Origin of the sequence: Streptomyces sp. BK208, from assembly GCF_004364245.1 — a bacterium.
Classification (GTDB): Bacteria; Actinomycetota; Actinomycetes; order Streptomycetales; family Streptomycetaceae; genus Streptomyces.
The window spans coordinates 292,630-309,517 of sequence record NZ_SOAV01000002.1 but is presented as its reverse complement, the minus strand read 5'-3'; the positions used below and the strand labels follow the sequence as shown (position 1 = coordinate 309,517).

The 16,888-nt window shown below is 73.3% G+C and carries 14 protein-coding genes; 5 read left to right on the top strand and 9 right to left on the bottom strand.

Annotated elements, in window-relative coordinates:
* Nucleotides 1-13 precede the first annotated feature (13 nt).
* The 5 genes from EV562_RS06000 to EV562_RS05980 form a co-directional block, all read right to left on the bottom strand.
* On the bottom strand, nucleotides 14-643 hold the full coding sequence (locus EV562_RS06000; protein ID WP_133885615.1) for a class F sortase: 630 nt from the start codon (nucleotides 641-643) through the stop codon (nucleotides 14-16).
* Between the two features lie 64 nt (nucleotides 644-707).
* The gene (locus EV562_RS05995) at nucleotides 708-1,490 is read right to left on the bottom strand and encodes a hypothetical protein (protein ID WP_133885614.1); all 783 of its coding nucleotides are present in this window, start codon (nucleotides 1,488-1,490) and stop codon (nucleotides 708-710) included.
* Between the two features lie 190 nt (nucleotides 1,491-1,680).
* A complete protein-coding gene (locus EV562_RS05990; protein ID WP_133885613.1) occupies nucleotides 1,681-3,366 on the bottom strand; it encodes a thiamine pyrophosphate-binding protein in 1,686 nt (561 codons plus the stop codon).
* Nucleotides 3,363-4,331, bottom strand: a complete 969-nt coding sequence (speB, locus tag EV562_RS05985) for an agmatinase (protein WP_133885612.1) — start codon at nucleotides 4,329-4,331, stop codon at nucleotides 3,363-3,365. The genes EV562_RS05990 and speB overlap by 4 nt, the downstream gene beginning before the upstream one ends.
* A 52-nt stretch (nucleotides 4,332-4,383) precedes the next feature.
* Entirely contained in the window at nucleotides 4,384-5,853 is a 1,470-nt protein-coding gene (locus tag EV562_RS05980) for a sodium:solute symporter (RefSeq protein WP_133885611.1), read from the bottom strand.
* A gap of 198 nt (nucleotides 5,854-6,051) precedes the next feature.
* Between EV562_RS05980 and EV562_RS05975 the strand changes: the two genes are divergently transcribed.
* The gene (locus EV562_RS05975; RefSeq protein WP_133885610.1) at nucleotides 6,052-7,590 is read left to right on the top strand and encodes a PucR family transcriptional regulator; all 1,539 of its coding nucleotides are present in this window, start codon (nucleotides 6,052-6,054) and stop codon (nucleotides 7,588-7,590) included.
* Nucleotides 7,591-7,650: 60 nt separating this feature from the next.
* Nucleotides 7,651-8,439 (top strand): phosphatase, encoded by a 789-nt coding sequence (locus EV562_RS05970; protein ID WP_133885609.1) that lies wholly within the window; start codon nucleotides 7,651-7,653, stop codon nucleotides 8,437-8,439.
* A 9-nt stretch (nucleotides 8,440-8,448) separates the two neighbouring features.
* Here the strand turns inward: EV562_RS05970 and EV562_RS05965 are convergent, their stop codons facing one another.
* The 4 genes from EV562_RS05965 to EV562_RS05950 all read right to left on the bottom strand — a co-directional run bounded on the left by EV562_RS05965 (nucleotide 8,449) and on the right by EV562_RS05950 (nucleotide 12,219).
* Nucleotides 8,449-9,426: a cation diffusion facilitator family transporter gene (locus EV562_RS05965; protein ID WP_133885608.1), complete on the bottom strand. Its 978-nt coding sequence runs from the start codon at nucleotides 9,424-9,426 to the stop codon at nucleotides 8,449-8,451.
* A 5-nt stretch (nucleotides 9,427-9,431) separates the two neighbouring features.
* On the bottom strand, nucleotides 9,432-10,304 hold the full coding sequence (locus EV562_RS05960) for an acyl-CoA thioesterase II (RefSeq protein WP_133885607.1): 873 nt from the start codon (nucleotides 10,302-10,304) through the stop codon (nucleotides 9,432-9,434).
* Nucleotides 10,305-10,314: 10 nt separating this feature from the next.
* Nucleotides 10,315-11,472: an acyl-CoA dehydrogenase family protein gene (locus EV562_RS05955; RefSeq protein WP_133885606.1), complete on the bottom strand. Its 1,158-nt coding sequence runs from the start codon at nucleotides 11,470-11,472 to the stop codon at nucleotides 10,315-10,317.
* Between the two features lie 129 nt (nucleotides 11,473-11,601).
* Entirely contained in the window at nucleotides 11,602-12,219 is a 618-nt protein-coding gene (locus EV562_RS05950; protein ID WP_133885605.1) for a TetR/AcrR family transcriptional regulator, read from the bottom strand.
* Between the two features lie 96 nt (nucleotides 12,220-12,315).
* On the opposite strand from EV562_RS05950, the gene EV562_RS05945 reads away from it, so the two are divergent.
* From EV562_RS05945 to EV562_RS05935, 3 genes are all read left to right on the top strand, one after another.
* The gene (locus EV562_RS05945) at nucleotides 12,316-13,932 is read left to right on the top strand and encodes a carboxyl transferase domain-containing protein (protein ID WP_133885604.1); all 1,617 of its coding nucleotides are present in this window, start codon (nucleotides 12,316-12,318) and stop codon (nucleotides 13,930-13,932) included.
* 68 nt (nucleotides 13,933-14,000) lie between these two features.
* Entirely contained in the window at nucleotides 14,001-15,938 is a 1,938-nt protein-coding gene (locus tag EV562_RS05940; protein WP_133886031.1) for an acetyl/propionyl/methylcrotonyl-CoA carboxylase subunit alpha, read from the top strand.
* Nucleotides 15,935-16,888: a hydroxymethylglutaryl-CoA lyase gene (locus EV562_RS05935; RefSeq protein WP_133885603.1), complete on the top strand. Its 954-nt coding sequence runs from the start codon at nucleotides 15,935-15,937 to the stop codon at nucleotides 16,886-16,888. Before EV562_RS05940 ends, EV562_RS05935 begins: the two co-directional genes overlap by 4 nt.

The following is a 16,888-nucleotide window of genomic DNA, read 5'->3' as shown; positions in this document are numbered from 1 at the left end:
GGGCCTCTTGCGGTCAGCCCACGAGGGCGGCGTACACGATGACGTTGTCCGGACGGTGGCCGTGCGTGATCTCGCCGCCGCAGGTGATCAGGCGCAGTTCGGGACGGTCGGTCCTGCCGTAGACCTTGTCGGTGGGGAACGCGTCCTTGTCGACCTGCTCCAGCGCGGTGACCGCGAAGACCGCGCGGGTGCCGTCCTCGCGGGTGACGGTGATCGGGTCGCCGGGCTCGATCCTCCCGACGTTCCGCATGACCGCCGGACCGTTCACCGTGTCGAAGTGGCCCACGAGGACGGCCGGCCCGACCTCACCGGGCGTGACGCCGTTCTCGTACCAGCCGATGCGGTCGGCCCGGGCCACGGAGGGCACCTCGATGGTGCCGTCGTCGTTCAGGCCGAGGCGGAGCAGGGGACCGGTGTCGACCCCGGCAGCGGGGACGGAGACGCGTACCGGCACGGACGCCGGCAGCGGGTCCGGGGCGGTCGTCCCGCTCGGTGCGGTGGTGACGGTCGTCGCGGTGGCGAAGGGTCTGAGGTTGGGGGCCGGCGTGGCCCCGGGCCCGTCCGCCCCGCAGCCGGTGAGTACGGCGGCGAGGGGCAGGGCGAGCAGGGCCGCGGCCGCTCGGCATCCGGCGGTCAGGCGCATGGTCGGTTCTCCTTGCGGGCCCTGGTCCGGCGGACCGGACCAGGGCGTGGTGTGCTGTCCGGCTTCAGCGGGTGACGGACGACCGGCGGCGGCGCAGTGCGACGAAGCCGAGACCGGCGGCACCGGCGGCCGCGGCCGCTCCGCCGACCGCCACGAGCGACGAGCCGTCGCCGTCCGCCGCCTCGTAACCGGCCGCGACGCCTCCCTTGGGCACGACGGACGTCTGAACGCCACCGCTCCGCCCCGAGGTGCCCGAGCCGTCGGTCCGGTAGGTGAAGGCGCACCCCTTCGGCAGAGCCGGGAACGAGGTGACCGACGCCGGGTGGCCGCCGCCCTCCATGTTCGTCCGCAGCCGCGGGTGCCTGCTGTCGGGCCCCAGGATCTCGGCGAGGAAACCGGCGCTCGCGGGCAGCTTCGGATGCGTGCGGTCCAGCGACAGGCCCGGGAGGTAGCCGTCCTCGCCGGAGGCCTGGAAGAGGACGGACGGCCCGGACGGGGCGATCGTCAGGAGCGCGGCGGTGCCGGCACCTATGTTCTGGCGCTTGGTCACCACACAGCGCACCGGGGTCACCGGACCCTGACCGTCCGAACCGCCGTCGGTGACGGAGGGCTTCGGGGCCGGGGAGTTGACGGGCGTCACCGGGCCCTGACCGTCGGAACCGCCGTCGGTCACCGAGGGCGTCGGGGCCGGCGAGGTCACGGGGGTGACCGGGCCCTGGCCGGGCGAGCCGCCGTCCGTGACCGAGGGCGTCGGGGTCGGGGTGGGAGAGGAGTCGGCGACGGCGGTCATCGCGGAGGTCAGGACCACGCCGGTCACCGCGACGGCGCCGACGGCTCCGCGCAGCACGCGCCGGCGGAGGGAGAAGGAGGACGGAGCAACAAAAGTGGACGCAACGGACTTGTGCAAGGAAGGGTCACCTTTCCGGTCGACGTGACCCCTTGAAGCTATAAATCGCCCCCCGGTGGAAGCATGCGCTCCGCGTCACAGCACTGTCACAGACCCCGCGCGGCTCTCGGACGACTCCCGTGACGCGCCGTCAGCCCAGGTGCGTCGGCGCGAACATCCTCAGCACGGCCGGGAGGACCACCACCGACGGCCCCGGTGCGGCCAGGGCCTTCGCGAGGTCGGCCTCCAGGGTCTGCGGGGACGTCCGTACGCCCGGCACGCCGAAGGACTCGGCGAGGGCCACGTAGTCCGGGCGGGTCAGCTCCGTCGCCGTCGGCTCGCCGAAGGCGTCGGTCATGTACTCGCGCAGGATGCCGTAACCGCCGTCGTCGACGATCAGCCAGGTGACGTTCAGGTCGTACTGGCGGGCGGTGGCCAGTTCGGCGATGGAGTACAGGGCGCCGCCGTCGCCGGAGACCGCCAGCACCGGGCGGGTGGGGTCGGCCGCCGCGGCTCCCAGGGCCGCCGGGAAGCCGTATCCGAGGCCGCCGGCGCCCTGGGCGGAGTGCATGGTGTTCGGGGCCTTGGCGTCGAAGGCCGACCACGCCCAGTAGGCCAGGATCGTCATGTCCCAGAAGGACGGGGCGTCGGACGGGAGGGCCCTGCGGACGGCGGCCAGCACGTCCTGCTCCAGGGTGAGTTCCTGGGACGCGATGCGTTCGCGGACCCGGTCCAGTACGTCCCGCACGCGTGCGGGGGCGGTGGCATCGGTGCGCTCGTCCACCGTCTCCAGCAGCGCCTGGAGGGCGAGGCGGGCGTCGGCGTGGATGCCGAGGGCGGGGTGGTTGGACTCCAGCTTGCCGAGGTCCGCCTCGATCTGGATCACCCGGCCGCGCGGCGCGAACGTGTGGTAGTTCGAGGAGAGTTCGCCGAGGCCCGAGCCGACGACGAGCAGGACGTCCGCGTCCTCCAGGAAGTCCGTGGTGTGGCGGTCCTCCAGCCAGGACTGGAGGGAGAGGGGGTGCGTCCAGGGGAACGCGCCCTTGCCGCCGAAGGTGGTGACGACGGGGGCCTGGAGGCGTTCCGCGAGCTGCCGGAGCTTCTTCGAGGCGTCCGCCCGGACCACTCCCCCGCCCGCGATGATCGCGGGGCGCTCGGCGCGGGTCAGCAGGTCGGCGGCGACCGCCGTCAGTTCGGGGCGCGGGGGGAGTTCCTCGGGGAAGGTGTCGCCGCCGGTCACGACCGGGATCGGCGTCTCGGCCAGGAGCACGTCCTGCGGGATCTCCACCCACACCGGGCCGTGCGGGACGGTCAGCGCCGACGTCCAGGCCTCGGCGATCGCGGAGGGGATCTGGGACTGGGTGCGCACGGTGTGGACGGACTTCACCACGCCGCGGAAGGACGCCGCCTGGTCGGGGAGTTCGTGCAGGTAGCCGTGGCGTCCGCCGCCGAGGCCGGCCGTCGGGACCTGGCTGCCGATCGCCAGGACGGGCGCGGAGGCCGCCCGCGCCTCCTGGAGCGCGGCCAGCGAGGTGAGGGCTCCCGGGCCGGTCGACAGGAGCAGCGGGGCGGCCTCGCCGGTGACACGGCCGTAGGCGTCGGCGGCGAAACCGGCGTTGTTCTCCACCCGCAGGCCGATGTAGCGCAGGTCGGAGCGGCGCAGGGCGTCGAACATGCCGAGGGCGTGCTGGCCGGGCAGGCCGAAGACGGTGGTCGCGCCGAGCCCGGCCAGGGTCTCCACGACGAGGTCTCCGCCGTTGCGGCCGGGGGGAGGATTCAGTGCGGCCTCCGTCTGGGCGGCGGTCGGACGGAGTACCAGGTCGTGGTCGTGGGTCACTTCGCGCGGGCCTCTGCGATCTGGCGGGACATGATGGTGGTCAGTTCGTACGCGGTGTGGGACGCGGCGACGGAGGTGATCTCCGCGTGGTCGTAGGCCGGGGCGACCTCGACGACGTCGGCCGACACCAGGTTGCAGGACGCCAGGCCGCGCAGGATCTCCAGCAGCTCGCGGGAGGTCATGCCGCCGGCCTCGGGGGTGCCGGTGCCGGGGGCGTGGGCGGGGTCCAGGCAGTCGATGTCGATGGAGATGTACAGCGGGCGGTCGCCGATGCGCTGGCGGAGCTGGTCGGCGACCTCGTCGGCGCCGCGGCGGTAGACGTCGGCGGAGGTGACGATGCCGAAGCCCATCTTCTCGTCGTCGGTGAGGTCCTTCTTGCCGTACAGCGGGCCGCGGGTGCCGACGTGGGAGAGCGCGGAGGTGTCGAGGATGCCCTCCTCCACCGCGCGCCGGAAGGGCGTGCCGTGGGTGTACTCGGCACCGAAGTAGGTGTCCCAGGTGTCCAGGTGGGCGTCGAAGTGGAGCAGGGCGACCGGGCCGTGCTTCCGGGCGACCGAGCGCAGCAGCGGCAGGGCGATGGTGTGGTCGCCGCCCAGTGTCATCAGGCGGGCGCCGGTGCCGAGGAGGTCGTCCGCGGCGGCCTCGATCGTCTCGACGGCCTCGTTGATGTTGAACGGGTTGACGGCTATGTCGCCGCCGTCCGCGACCTGGGCGAGGGCGAAGGGGGAGGCGTCCTGCGCCGGGTTGTAGGGGCGCAGCAGGCGGGATGCCTCGCGGATGGCGTTGCCGCCGAAGCGGGCGCCGGGGCGGTAGGAGACGCCCGAGTCGAACGGCACGCCCACGACGGCGACGTCGGCGGCGGTGACCTCGTCCAGGCGCGGGAGCCGGGCGAAGGTCGCGGGTCCGGCGTAACGCGGGATCCGGGAGGAGTCGACGGGGCCGCGGGGCGTCTCGTTGCTGCTCATGCACTGCCTTCCTTCTTACGCTTCGTCGCGTATGTACTGCCGCTGCCCGACTCTACTGGTGAGCCGGGACCGCCGGTTCGGACTGGGGTTCGGGGGCCCGGCCGGCGATGCGTTCGCGCCAGGCGGTGAGGATCGCCTCGTCGGTGGGGCGGGTCGCCAGGGAGACGGCGACGTAGACGACGAGGGAGGCCGGCAGGCCGTAGTAGACGGGCTCGTTGGCGAGGATGCCGTAGCCCGCCATCAGGCCGACGACCGCGAGTCCGCCGACGGCGACCGCCGCGAGGGCGCCCTGGGCGGTGCCGCGCTTCCACAGCAGCCCGCCGAGGATGGGGACGAGCAGGCCGCCGACGAGGAGGTTGTAGGCGACGGTGAGGGCCTCGACCACGTCGTTGAGGCCGATGGCGATCAGGATCACCGCGACGCCCATGGCGAGGATGAAGACGCGGTTGCCCTTCACCTCGTCGTGGCCCTCCGCGCGCTCCGCACCCCGGACCGCGCCGCGCACCCGGGACCAGATGTCGTTGTTGGCGACGGTGGCGCAGGCGATGAGGGCGCCGGAGGAGGTGGACATCACGGCCGCCAGGGCGGCGGCCAGCACCAGGCCGCGCACGCCGACCGGCAGTTCGTCCTTGACGATGGTGGCGAAGGCGTCGTCGGGACTGGCGAGCTTGGGGTAGAGCACCTTGGCGGCGGTGCCGATGACGGCGCCCGCGACCGCGTAGACGAGGCAGTAGGTGCCGGCGACGGTGCCGCCCCACTTGGCGGTGCGGTCGCTGCCCGCGGTGAAGACGCGCTGCCAGATGTCCTGACCGATGAGCATGCCGAAGGTGTAGATCAGCACGTAGGTGAAGATCGTCTCGCCGCCGATGCCCAGCGGGTCGAAGTACTCGGTCGGCAGCTGCGCCTTCATCGCGCCGAAGCCGCCGGCCTTGACGACCGCGACGGGCAGCAGCAGGAGCAGGACGCCGATGGTCTTCACCACGAACTGCACCATGTCGGTGAGGGTGATGGACCACATGCCGCCGAGCGTGGAGTAGGCGACGACGATGGAGCCGCCGAGGACGATCGCGAGGGTGCGGTTCACGTCGAAGAGGACGTCGAAGATCGTGGCGTAGGCGATGGTGGAGGTGACGGCCAGCATCAGGGTGTACGCCCACATGACGACGCCGGAGATGACGCCCGCCCGGCCGCCGTAGCGCAGGTCGAGCATCTCGGAGACGGTGTACACCTTCAGCCGGGCGATGCGCGCGGAGAAGAAGACCGACAGGGCGAGGATGCCCAGTCCGATGGTGACGACCATCCAGGCGCCGGAGAGGCCGTACTGGTAGCCGAGGCCGACGCCGCCGATGGTGGACGCGCCGCCGAGGACGATGGCCGCCATGGTGCCGGAGTACATGGCCGGGCCGAGGCGTCGTCCGGCGACGAGGAACTCGCTCTTGGACTTCGCGCGGCGCATGCCCCACCAGCCCATGGCCAGCATGCCGGCCAGGTAGACGACGATCACGATGTAGTCGACGGCCATGGGGGGGGGCCTCCTTCGCGCGTTCTCGGTGGCGTGTCGTGCGGCGGGTCGTTCCGGTGGCGCTGCGCGGGGACATCCGCCCGTACCCGCGGCCGCCGGTGTGGATTCCGGTTCGGGTCGACACTAGGTGGCCGAAAAGCGACTGCGAAGTGTACGTTTCCTCCATCGGGGGTCGCCTGAGTGGAGGAATCGTCCATCGTGCAGGAGCCGTCCGCCGGGCAGGAGCCGTCCGTACCGCCCGCCCCGCCCACTCCCCCGGTGCCGCTCGCGGCCCTGCTGTCCTGGGGCGACCTGGGGCTGCGCCAGGTCACCGGGCCGCCGGCCGCGGACGTGACGATCACCTGGGCCCACACGTCGGAGATGTCCGACCCCTATCCGTATCTGCTGGGCGGCGAGCTGCTGCTCACCGCGGGCGTCCACATTCCGCGCGGGACGGGCCCGGACACCTCGTACTTCGACGACTACGTCGCCCGGATCGTGGCGGCGGGCGGCGCGGCCCTCGGCTTCGGGGTGGCGCCGGTGCACGACACGGTGCCCGGGGCGCTGGTCGCGGCCTGCGAGGCGTACGGGCTGCCGCTGGTGGAGGTGCCGCCGCGGACGACGTTCTCGGGCGTGGCCCGGGCGGTGTGGCAGCTGATGGCACGGGCCAGGACTGCCGAGCTGCGCCGGATCACGGAGGCCCAGCAGGGTCTGGCAGCCGCCGCCTCGCGTCCCGATCCGGTGCCGTCGGTGCTGCGCCGGCTGGCCGGGCGGCTGGAGGGGCGGGCGGTCCTGTACGGGCCGGAGGGCACCGAGATCGCGGCGGCGGGGCGGGAGCCCTCCGGCGAGGTGCGGCGGGCGCTGGCGGAGCTGGCCCGGTTCGTCACCGGGCACGCCTCCAGCACCGCCACGGACACGGCGGCCGGGACCAGACTCACCGCGTACGCCCTCGGCACCGGGCCGGGCTTCGTCCTCGGGGTCGCCGCCCCGCACCGGGAGGCCGGGGACCACACCATCGCGTCCGTCGCCGCCGTGCTGCTCACCCTGCTCACCGGCGAGCACCGGAGCGGCACCGGGGCGGCCCGCTCCTCGGCCCTCGTACGGCTGCTGCTGGGCGCCCGGCGCGAGGAGGTCGCCCCGCTGCTCGGCGGCGGGGAGGGCGACGGCGGCACCACCCGCTGGTACGTGGTGCACGCCCGTCCGGACACCGGCACCCCCGACGCGGTCTCGGCGTCGGCCCTGGGCGCGGCCCTCGGCTCCGCCCTGGTCGACCCGGCGCAGGACGTCGTACGGGTGCTGGTGCCGGCCGGCCCGCGGCAAGGGTCGGGAGCGGCCCCCGCGGAACCCGCCGCCCAGCCCGGCTGGACGCTCGGCGTGAGCGCCGGCGTCGCCCCCGCCGAGTGGCCCGCCGCCGACGTCCAGGCGGCGCGGGCGCTGGCACGGGCCGTGGCCACCCGGTCCCCGCTGGTCCGGCACGCCGAGCGGCGGGGGTTCGCCGACCTCGTGCCGGCCGGGGAGGCCGAGGCGCACGCGCGGGCGCTGCTCGCGCCGGTCGACGCCGTGCCCGCGCTCCCCGAGACGCTGCGTGCCTGGCTCTCCCTGCACGGCAGCTGGGACCGCACGGCCGTCGCCCTGTCCGTGCACCGCAACACCGTCCGGCAGCGCATCGCCCGGTGCGCCGCCCTGCTGGAGGCCGACCTCGACGACCCGGACGTGCGGATGGAGCTGTGGTTCGCGCTGCGGCACCCGCGGGCGTGACCCGCGTCCCAGCGCGGACGTGCCGAAGACGCCCACGGGCGGCTGCTCCACAATGGAGCCATGCCGATACCCGGGACACCCAGCCGCGCCGAACTCGCCGAGCACCTCGTCAGGACGCGTATCGCGGGCGACGTCGCCACTCCCCGCGAGAACAACCTCTCCCACTACCGGAAGCTGGCCAACGGCGACCGGGGGTTCTGGCTCGGTCTGGAGCTGGGCGACCGCTGGAGCGACGAGCAGGACGTGCTCGCGGTGATGGCGGAGCGGGTCGGCGTCAACGACGACCCCGAGCACCGGTACGGCCAGGACACCATCGACCCGGAGCTGACGATCTCCGCCCTGGAGCGGATGGCGGCGCGGCTGCGCAAGGCGGCCGACGGCGGGCAGCGGGTGCTGTTCGCCACCGGTCACCCCGGCGGGCTGCTGGACGTGCACCGCGCCACGGCCGCCGCGCTGCGCTCCGCCGGCTGCGAGATCGTCGTGATCCCGGAGGGGCTGACCACGGAGGAGGGGTACGTCCAGCAGTTCGCGGACGTCTCGGTGCTCGAGCACGGGGCCTCGCTGTGGCACACCCACTCGGGCGAGCCGATGAAGGCCATCCTGACCGGCCTGGAGCGCGAGGGCCGTCCGCTGCCCGACCTGGTGGTCGCCGACCACGGCTGGGCCGGGTACGCCGCCCAGCACGGCGTGGACTCGGTCGGCTACGCGGACTGCAACGACCCGGCGCTCTTCCTCGCCGAGTCCGAGGGCACCCTCCAGGTCGCGGTGCCGCTGGACGACCACGTGGTCAGCCCGCGCTACTACGACCCGATGACGGCGTACCTGCTGACGGAGGCGGGCCTGAAGTAGCCGGCTCGGCTACGGCCAGGGGTTGAGGCCCTCGGAGCGGCGCTGCGCGAATCCCGGCGTCGGGTCGAGGTAGACCCGGCGCACCACCGGGAACTCCTCGCGCAGCCGCTGCTCGGCCCGCTCGCACGCCCACTCGATCTGCGCCGCCGTCGACACGTCCCGGAAGTCGACCTTCGCGGCGACCAGCGCCTCCCGCGGCCCCTGCACGAGGGTGGTCAGCTCCAGCACGGCCTCGATGTGCTCGACGGCGACCAGTTCCGCCCGCATCCGTTCCCGCACGGAGCGCGGCAGGGGGCGGCCGACCAGGAACTCGGCGTTGGAGCGGCCCAGCACCCAGGCGACGTACAGGAGCAGCGCGCCGATGCACAGCGACGCGGCGCCGTCCCAGACGCCGGAGCCGGTGAGCTGTCCGCCGAGCAGTCCGCCCGCGGCCAGCAGCAGTCCGGCGAGCGCGGCGGAGTCCTCCATGACGACGGCCTTGACGGCGGTGTCGGGGGTGCGGCGCAGGTAGCGGCCGAAGGACACCCGGTGCCGGGCGGCCTCGCCGCGGACCTGCTTGAGGCCGGTGCGCAGCGAGTAGCCCTCCAGGAGGAAGGCGACGGCCAGGACGACGTACGAGACCAGCGGGTCGCCGAGGTCCTCGCCGTGGGTGAGGGTGTGGACGCCGTCGTAGAGGGAGAAGACGGCGCCGCCGACGAAGGTGGCGACGGCGGCGAGCAGGGCCCAGATGTAGCGCTCGGGGCCGTGGCCGAGGGGGTGGTCCTCGTCGGCGGGGCGGACGCTGCGTTTGAGCGAGGTCAGCAGCAGCACCTCGGTGACGGTGTCCGCGACCGAGTGCGCGGCCTCGGAGAGCATGGCGCTCGAGCCGCTGATCACGCCGGCCACCGCCTTGGCGACGGCGATGCCCAGATTGGCGAAGGCGGCGACGAGCACCGTGAAGGTGCTGTCGCCGCCGCTGTCCTTCGCGTCCGCTGCCGTGTCCGCCATGCCCCTCAGTGTTCCCGAGGGACGCGGACCACGCCTTCCTGGACGACCGAGATCGCGAGCCGCCCGTCCTGGGTGTGGATGCGGGCCTGGCCGAGACCCCGGCCGCCGGACGCGGAGGGGGACTGCTGGTCGTACAGCAGCCATTCGTCGGCGCGGAAGGGCCGGTGGAACCACATGGCGTGGTCCAGCGAGGCGCCGACGACGTCGCCGACGGCCCAGCCGCCGCGGCCGTGCGCGAGAAGGACCGAGTCGAGGAGGGTCATGTCGGAGACGTAGGTGGCGAGGACGACGTGCAGCAGGGGGTCGTCCGCGAGTTTGCCGTTGGTGCGGAACCACACCTGGGAGTGCGGCTCGCGCGGGGTGCCGAAGTCGCCGAAGGGCGGGTCGTCGACGTAGCGCAGGTCGACGGCGGCCCGTGCCTCCAGGAACCGCTCCACGGTGTCGGCGGGCAGGTGCGGGTAGCCGCGCAGCCGTTCCTCGCCGGTGGGGAGGGTCGCCGGGTCCGGTGCGGGCGGCATCGGGGCCTGGTGGTCGAGTCCCTCCTCGTACGTCTGGAAGGACGCCGACAGGGTGAAGATCGGCTTGCCGTGCTGGACGGCGACGACGCGGCGGGTGGTGAAGGAGCGGCCGTCGCGCAGCCGGTCGACGTTGTAGACGATCGGGGCGCCGGGGTCGCCGGGGCGCAGGAAGTACGCGTGCAGGGAGTGCGCGTGCCGGTCCCCGGGGACCGTGCGGCCGGCGGCGACCACGGCCTGGGCCGCCACCTGGCCGCCGAAGACCCGGGGGACGACGGCGGACCGGGAGCGGCCGCGGTAGATGTCCTCCTCGATCCGCTCGAGGTCGAGCAGGTCGAGGAGGGACTGGAGTGCTTCGCTCATGTCCTGTGGTCTACAGGCCCATGTTCTTCGCGATGATCGACTTCATGATCTCGCTGGTGCCGCCGTAGATGCGGTTGACGCGGTTGTCCGCGTACAGGCGGGCGATCGGGTACTCGTTCATGTAGCCGTAGCCGCCGTGCAGCTGGAGGCAGCGGTCGATGACGCGGTGGGCGACCTCGGTGCAGAACAGCTTGGCGGACGCGGCCTCGGCGGGGGTCAGCTCCCCCGCGTCCAGGGCCTCGGTGGCGCGGTCGACGACGGCCTCGGCGGCGTCCACCTCGGCCTGGCAGGCGGCCAGCTCGAACTTGGTGTTCTGGAAGTGGGCGACCGGCTTGCCGAAGACGGTGCGGTCCTGCACGTACTGCTTGGCGAACCGGACGGCGGCCTTGGCCTGGGCGTAGGCGCCGAAGGCGATGCCCCAGCGCTCGGAGGCCAGGTTGTGGCCGAGGTAGGAGAAGCCCTTGTTCTCCTCGCCGAGCAGGTCCTCGACGGGGACCTTGACGTCGACGAAGGCCAGCTCGGCGGTGTCGGAGGTGCGCAGGCCCAGCTTGTCCAGCTTGCGGCCGACCGAGTAGCCCTCGGACTTGGTGTCCACGGCGAACAGGGAGATGCCGTGGCGGCGGTCCTCGGCCGTGGGCGCGGCGGTGCGGGCGCAGACGATGACGCGGTCGGCGTGCACGCCGCCGGTGATGAAGGTCTTGGCGCCGTTGAGGACGTAGTGGGTGCCGTCCTCGGAGAGCCTGGCGGTGGACTTCATGCCCGCGAGGTCGGAGCCGGTGCCGGGCTCCGTCATCGCGATGGCCCACATCTCCTCGCCGGTGACGAACTTCGGCAGGTAGCGCTTCTTCTGCTCGTCGGTGGCCAGCATGTTGATGTAGGGCAGGGCGAGCAGCACGTGGACGCCGGAGCCGCCGAACTGCACGCCTGCCCGGGCGGTCTCCTCGTAGAGGACGGCCTCGAACTTGTGGCTGTCCATGCCGGCGCCGCCGAACTCCTCGGGCACGTTGATGCCGAAGATGCCCAGCTCACCGAGCTTGTAGTAGAACTCGCGCGGCGCCTGGCCCGCGGCGAACCACTCGTCGTAGACGGGGACGACCTCGGCCTCGATGAAGGCGCGGAGGGTCTCCCGGAACGCCTCGTGGTCCTCGTTGAACACCGTACGGCGCACCGCGCCACCTCCAGGGTACGAATATCTAAGCGCTTGCTCAGATACCACCGTACCGGCGGGTAGCCAGAGGCGTCCAGAGCGGGGCCCGGGTAACCCTCGTCACTCCCCGCTCACCCGAAGGGCCGCCCGTCACGCCTCCCCCACCGCCGCGAACGCCCCCCGCGCCATCCGGTGCAGCAGCGACGCCGTGACCGCGCGGCCGGGCAGGGCGCCGGGGCGGCCCAGGTGCGGGGTGGAGTTCAGGAGGCCGAAGACCGAGTGGACCGCGGAGCGGGCGGCGGGCTCGGCGACCGACGGGTAGACCTGCCGGAGCACCCCGACCCACAGCTCGACGTACTGCCGCTGCAGCTGCCGCACCATCTTGCGGTCGGCGTCCCGGAGGCGGTCCAGCTCGCGGTCGTGCAGGGTGATGAGCGGACGGTCGTCGAGCGCGAAGTCGATGTGCCCCTCGATGAGCGAGTCGAGGACCGCCTCGGGTTCCGTCGCGCCGGTGCCCGCTCCGGAGCCGTCCGCCTCCGCCAGCCGCCGTTTCGCCCCGGTCAGCAGCGAGTCGCTGATCCCGACCAGCAGCTCGGCGAGCATCGCGTCCTTGCCGGGGAAGTGCCGGTACAGGCCGGGGCCGCTGATACCGACCGCGGCGCCTATCTCGTCGACGCCGACCCCGTGGAAGCCGCGCTCGGCGAAGAGCCGGGCGGCCTCCTTGAGGATCTGCTCACGGCGGGTGGGGGCGTCGGTTCTGGTGGCCATGGGGTCGATTCTAGACAGGCGGGTTAGCGGTCGTTAACCTGAAGGAAATGCGTTAACGCTCATTAACTGGTCGATCACTGGTGAGGGGACCGCAGGATGCACGAGGCACCGGAGCTGACGACGGCGGTGGATCCCGCCTCGGAGGCCTTTCGGGCCAACGAGGAGGCGCACGCCGTCCTCGTTCAGGAGCTGCGCGCCAAGCTCGCGGCGGCCCGGCTGGGCGGCGGCGAGCGGGCGCGGGCCCGGCACACCGCGCGCGGCAAGCTGCTGCCGCGCGACCGCGTGGACACGCTGCTCGACCCGGGCTCGCCCTTCCTGGAGCTGGCGCCGCTCGCGGCCGACGGGCTCTACGACGGAGCGGCCCCGGCGGCCGGCGTGATCGCCGGGATCGGCCGGGTCAGCGGCCGGGAGTGCGTGATCGTCGCCAACGACGCCACCGTCAAGGGCGGCACGTACTACCCGATGACCGTCAAGAAGCACCTGCGGGCGCAGGAGGTGGCGCTGGAGAACCGGCTGCCGTGCCTGTACCTCGTCGACTCGGGCGGCGCCTTCCTGCCGATGCAGGACGAGGTCTTCCCGGACCGCGAGCACTTCGGGCGGATCTTCTACAACCAGGCCCGGATGTCCGGCGCCGGCATCCCGCAGATCGCCGCCGTCCTCGGCTCCTGCACTGCGGGCGGCGCCTACGTCCCGGCGATGAGCGACGAGGCGGTGATCGTCCGCAACCAGGGCACGATCTTCCTGGGCGGCCCGCCGCTGGTGAAGGCGGCCACCGGTGAGGTGGTCACGGCCGAGGAGCTGGGCGGCGGCGAGGTCCACTCGCGCATCTCCGGCGTGACCGACCACCTCGCCGAGGACGACCCGCACGCCCTGCGCATCGTGCGGCAGATCGTCTCCACCCTGCCGGAGCGCTCCACGCTCCCCTGGGGCGTGCGGGCGGCCGTCGAGCCGAAGGTCGACCCGCAGGGCCTGTACGGCGCGGTCCCGGTCGACCCGCGCACCCCCTACGACGTCCGCGAGGTCATCGCGCGCGTGGTGGACGGCTCCCGCTTCGCCGAGTTCAAGTCGGAGTACGGCCAGACCCTGGTGACCGGCTTCGCCCGGATCCACGGCCACCCGGTCGGCATCGTCGCCAACAACGGCATCCTGTTCGCCGAGTCGGCCCAGAAGGGCGCCCACTTCATCGAGCTGTGCGACCAGCGCGGCATCCCGCTGGTGTTCCTGCAGAACATCTCCGGGTTCATGGTGGGCCGCGACTACGAGGCCGGCGGCATCGCCAAGCACGGCGCCAAGATGGTGACGGCGGTGGCGTGCACGCGCGTGCCGAAGCTGACGGTGGTCGTCGGCGGGTCGTACGGCGCGGGGAACTACTCGATGTGCGGGCGGGCGTACTCGCCGCGGTTCCTGTGGATGTGGCCCAACGCCAAGATCTCCGTGATGGGCGGCGAGCAGGCCGCGTCCGTGCTGGCCACGGTCAAGCGGGACCAGCTTGAGGCGCGCGGCGAGCAGTGGCCGGCCGAGGAGGAGGAGTCCTTCAAGGCACCGGTCCGCGCCCAGTACGAGCGCCAGGGCAACGCCTACTACGCGACCGCCCGCCTGTGGGACGACGGCGTGATCGAGCCCGCCGACACCCGGCAGGTACTGGGCCTGGCCCTGACCGCGTGTGCCAACGCGCCGCTGGGCGAGCCCCAGTTCGGCGTCTTCCGGATGTGAGGAGGGGCCCCATGCAGGACAACACGAACAAGACGCACAGTACGAACGGCACGAACGGCACGCCGCGCATGTTCGACACCGTGCTCGTCGCCAACCGCGGCGAGATCGCCGTCCGCGTCGTCCGGACGCTGCGCTCGATGGGAGTGCGCTCGGTGGCGGTCTTCTCCGACGCCGACGCGGACGCGCGGCACGTGCGGGAGGCGGACGAGGCGGTACGGATCGGCCCGGCGCCCGCGACGGAGAGCTACCTGTCGGTGGAGCGGCTGCTGGAGGCGGCGGCGCGGACGGGGGCGCAGGCCGTGCACCCGGGGTACGGCTTCCTCGCCGAGAACGCCGCCTTCGCGCGGGCCTGCGAGGAGGCGGGGCTGGTCTTCATCGGGCCGTCCGCCGACGCGATCGCCCTGATGGGCGACAAGATCCGGGCCAAGGAGACGGTGAAGGCGGCCGGGGTGCCGGTCGTGCCCGGCTCCAGCGGCAGCGGGCTCACGGACGAACAGCTGGCCGCGGCCGCCCGCGAGATCGGCACCCCGGTGCTGCTCAAGCCGTCGGCGGGCGGTGGCGGCAAGGGCATGCGGCTGGTGCGGGACGAGGCGGTGCTGGCCGACGAGATCGCCGCCGCGCGCCGCGAGGCCCGCGCCTCCTTCGGCGACGACACGCTGCTGGTGGAGCGGTGGGTCGACCGTCCCCGGCACATCGAGATCCAGGTGCTGGCCGACGGCCACGGGAACGTGGTGCACCTGGGCGAGCGCGAGTGCTCGCTGCAGCGCCGGCACCAGAAGGTGATCGAGGAGGCGCCGAGCGTCCTGCTCGACGAGGCGACGCGGGCGGCGATGGGCGAGGCGGCCGTGCAGGCGGCCCGCTCCTGCGGCTACCGGGGCGCGGGCACGGTCGAGTTCATCGTGCCGGGCGGCGACCCCTCCTCGTACTACTTCATGGAGATGAACACCCGCCTCCAGGTCGAGCACCCGGTGACCGAGCTGGTGACCGGCCTGGACCTGGTGGAGTGGCAGCTGCGGGTGGCGGCCGGCGAGCGGCTCGGGTTCACGCAGGACGACGTACGGCTGACCGGGCACGCGATCGAGGCCCGGCTGTGCGCGGAGGACCCGGCGCGAGGCTTCCTCCCGTCCGGCGGCACGGTGCTGAGGCTGCGCGAGCCCGAGGGCGACGGCGTGCGCACCGACTCGGGTCTCAGCGAGGGCACCGAGGTGGGCAGCCTGTACGACCCGATGCTCTCCAAGGTGATCGCGTACGGCCCCGACCGGGAGACCGCGCTGCGCAGGCTCCGGGCGGCGCTGGCCGGGACGGTCACCCTGGGCGTGCCGACCAACGCCGGGTTCCTGCGGCGGCTGCTCGCGCACCCGGCGGTGGTGGCGGGCGACCTGGACACCGGCCTGGTGGAGCGCGAGGTCGACGGCCTGGTCGCCACCGGCGTACCGGACGAGGTGTACGAGGCGGCGGCCGCCGTACGGCTGGAGGCGCTGCGTCCGCGCGGGGAGGGCTGGACCGACCCGTTCTCGGTGCCCAGCGGCTGGCGCACCGGCGGCGAGCCGAAGCCGGTCTCCTTCCACCTGCGGGTCACCGAGCCGGTGGAACACACCGTGCGCGGTGCCCACACCGTCACCGAGGACCGGGTGACGGTGACCCTGGACGGCGTGCGGCACACCTTCCACCGGGCCGCCGACTGGCTCGGCCGCGACGGCGACGCCTGGCACGTGCGCGACCACGACCCGGTCGCCGCCTCCCTGAACCGGGCCGCCCACGCGGGCGCCGACTCGCTGACCGCGCCGATGCCGGGCACGGTGACGGTGGTGAAGGTCGCCGTCGGCGACGAGGTGAGCGCCGGGCAGAGCCTGCTGGTGGTGGAGGCGATGAAGATGGAGCACGTCATCTCCGCCCCGCACGCGGGCACCGTCGCCGAGCTGGACGTGACGCCGGGCACCACGGTCGCCATGGAGCAGGTGCTCGCGGTCATCGCACCCACCGACGAGGCGAAGGAGACGGCATGAGCACCCCGGAGCTGGGCCTGCCCATGGCCGTACCGGCGGAGGGCCTGCCCGCCCGCGTCCGCATCCACGAGGTGGGCGCGCGCGACGGACTGCAGAACGAGAAGGCGACCGTGCCCACGGCCGTCAAGGCGGAGTTCGTCCGCCGCCTGGCCGGCACCGGCCTGACCACGATCGAGGCGACGAGCTTCGTCCACCCCAAGTGGGTCCCCCAGCTGGCGGACGCCGAGGACCTGTACCCGCGGATCTCCGACCTGCCGGTGTCGCTGCCGGTGCTGGTGCCGAACGAGCGCGGCCTCGACCGGGCCCTCGCGCTCGGCGCGCGCCGCGTCGCGGTCTTCGCCAGCGCCACGGAGTCCTTCGCCAAGGCGAACCTCAACCGCACGGTGGACGAGGCGCTGGCCATGTTCGAGCCGGTGGTGACGCGGGCGAAGGCGCAGGGCGACGACGTCCACGTACGGGGCTATCTCTCGATGTGCTTCGGCGACCCGTGGGAGGGCCCGGTCCCGGTCGCCCAGGTGGTGCGGGTCTGCCGGGCGCTGCTGGACATGGGCTGCGACGAGCTGAGTCTCGGCGACACCATCGGCGTGGCGACCCCGGGCCATGTGACGGCCCTGCTCGCCGCGCTGACCGAGGCGGGCGTGCCCGTGTCCGCGCTGGGCGTGCACTTCCACGACACCTACGGCCAGGCCCTGGCCAACACGCTGGCCGCGCTGCAGCGGGGCGTCACCACGGTCGACGCCTCCGCCGGCGGCCTCGGCGGCTGCCCGTACGCGAAGTCCGCCACCGGCAACCTCGCCACCGAAGACCTCGTGTGGATGCTGCGGGGCCTCGGCATCGACACCGGGGTCGACCTCGGCCGTCTCGTCGCCACAAGCGTCTGGATGGCCGCCCATCTGGGACGGCCCAGCCCGTCCCGCACCGTTCGTGCCCTCTCCCACCAGGAGTCGTGA

Excerpts from the sequence above, each read along its gene's own strand:
- EV562_RS05965 (WP_133885608.1), bottom strand. The coding sequence starts at position 9,426 with ATGGCGGACACGGCAGCGGACGCGAAGGACAGCGGCGGCGACAGCACC.
- EV562_RS05945 (WP_133885604.1), top strand. The coding sequence starts at position 12,316 with ATGCACGAGGCACCGGAGCTGACGACGGCGGTGGATCCCGCCTCGGAG.
- EV562_RS05935 (WP_133885603.1), top strand. The coding sequence starts at position 15,935 with ATGAGCACCCCGGAGCTGGGCCTGCCCATGGCCGTACCGGCGGAGGGC.
- EV562_RS05960 (WP_133885607.1), bottom strand. The coding sequence starts at position 10,304 with ATGAGCGAAGCACTCCAGTCCCTCCTCGACCTGCTCGACCTCGAGCGG.
- speB (WP_133885612.1), bottom strand. The coding sequence starts at position 4,331 with ATGAGCAGCAACGAGACGCCCCGCGGCCCCGTCGACTCCTCCCGGATC.
- EV562_RS06000 (WP_133885615.1), bottom strand. The coding sequence starts at position 643 with ATGCGCCTGACCGCCGGATGCCGAGCGGCCGCGGCCCTGCTCGCCCTG.
- EV562_RS05970 (WP_133885609.1), top strand. The coding sequence starts at position 7,651 with ATGCCGATACCCGGGACACCCAGCCGCGCCGAACTCGCCGAGCACCTC.
- EV562_RS05950 (WP_133885605.1), bottom strand. The coding sequence starts at position 12,219 with ATGGCCACCAGAACCGACGCCCCCACCCGCCGTGAGCAGATCCTCAAG.
- EV562_RS05940 (WP_133886031.1), top strand. The coding sequence starts at position 14,001 with ATGTTCGACACCGTGCTCGTCGCCAACCGCGGCGAGATCGCCGTCCGC.
- EV562_RS05980 (WP_133885611.1), bottom strand. The coding sequence starts at position 5,853 with ATGGCCGTCGACTACATCGTGATCGTCGTCTACCTGGCCGGCATGCTG.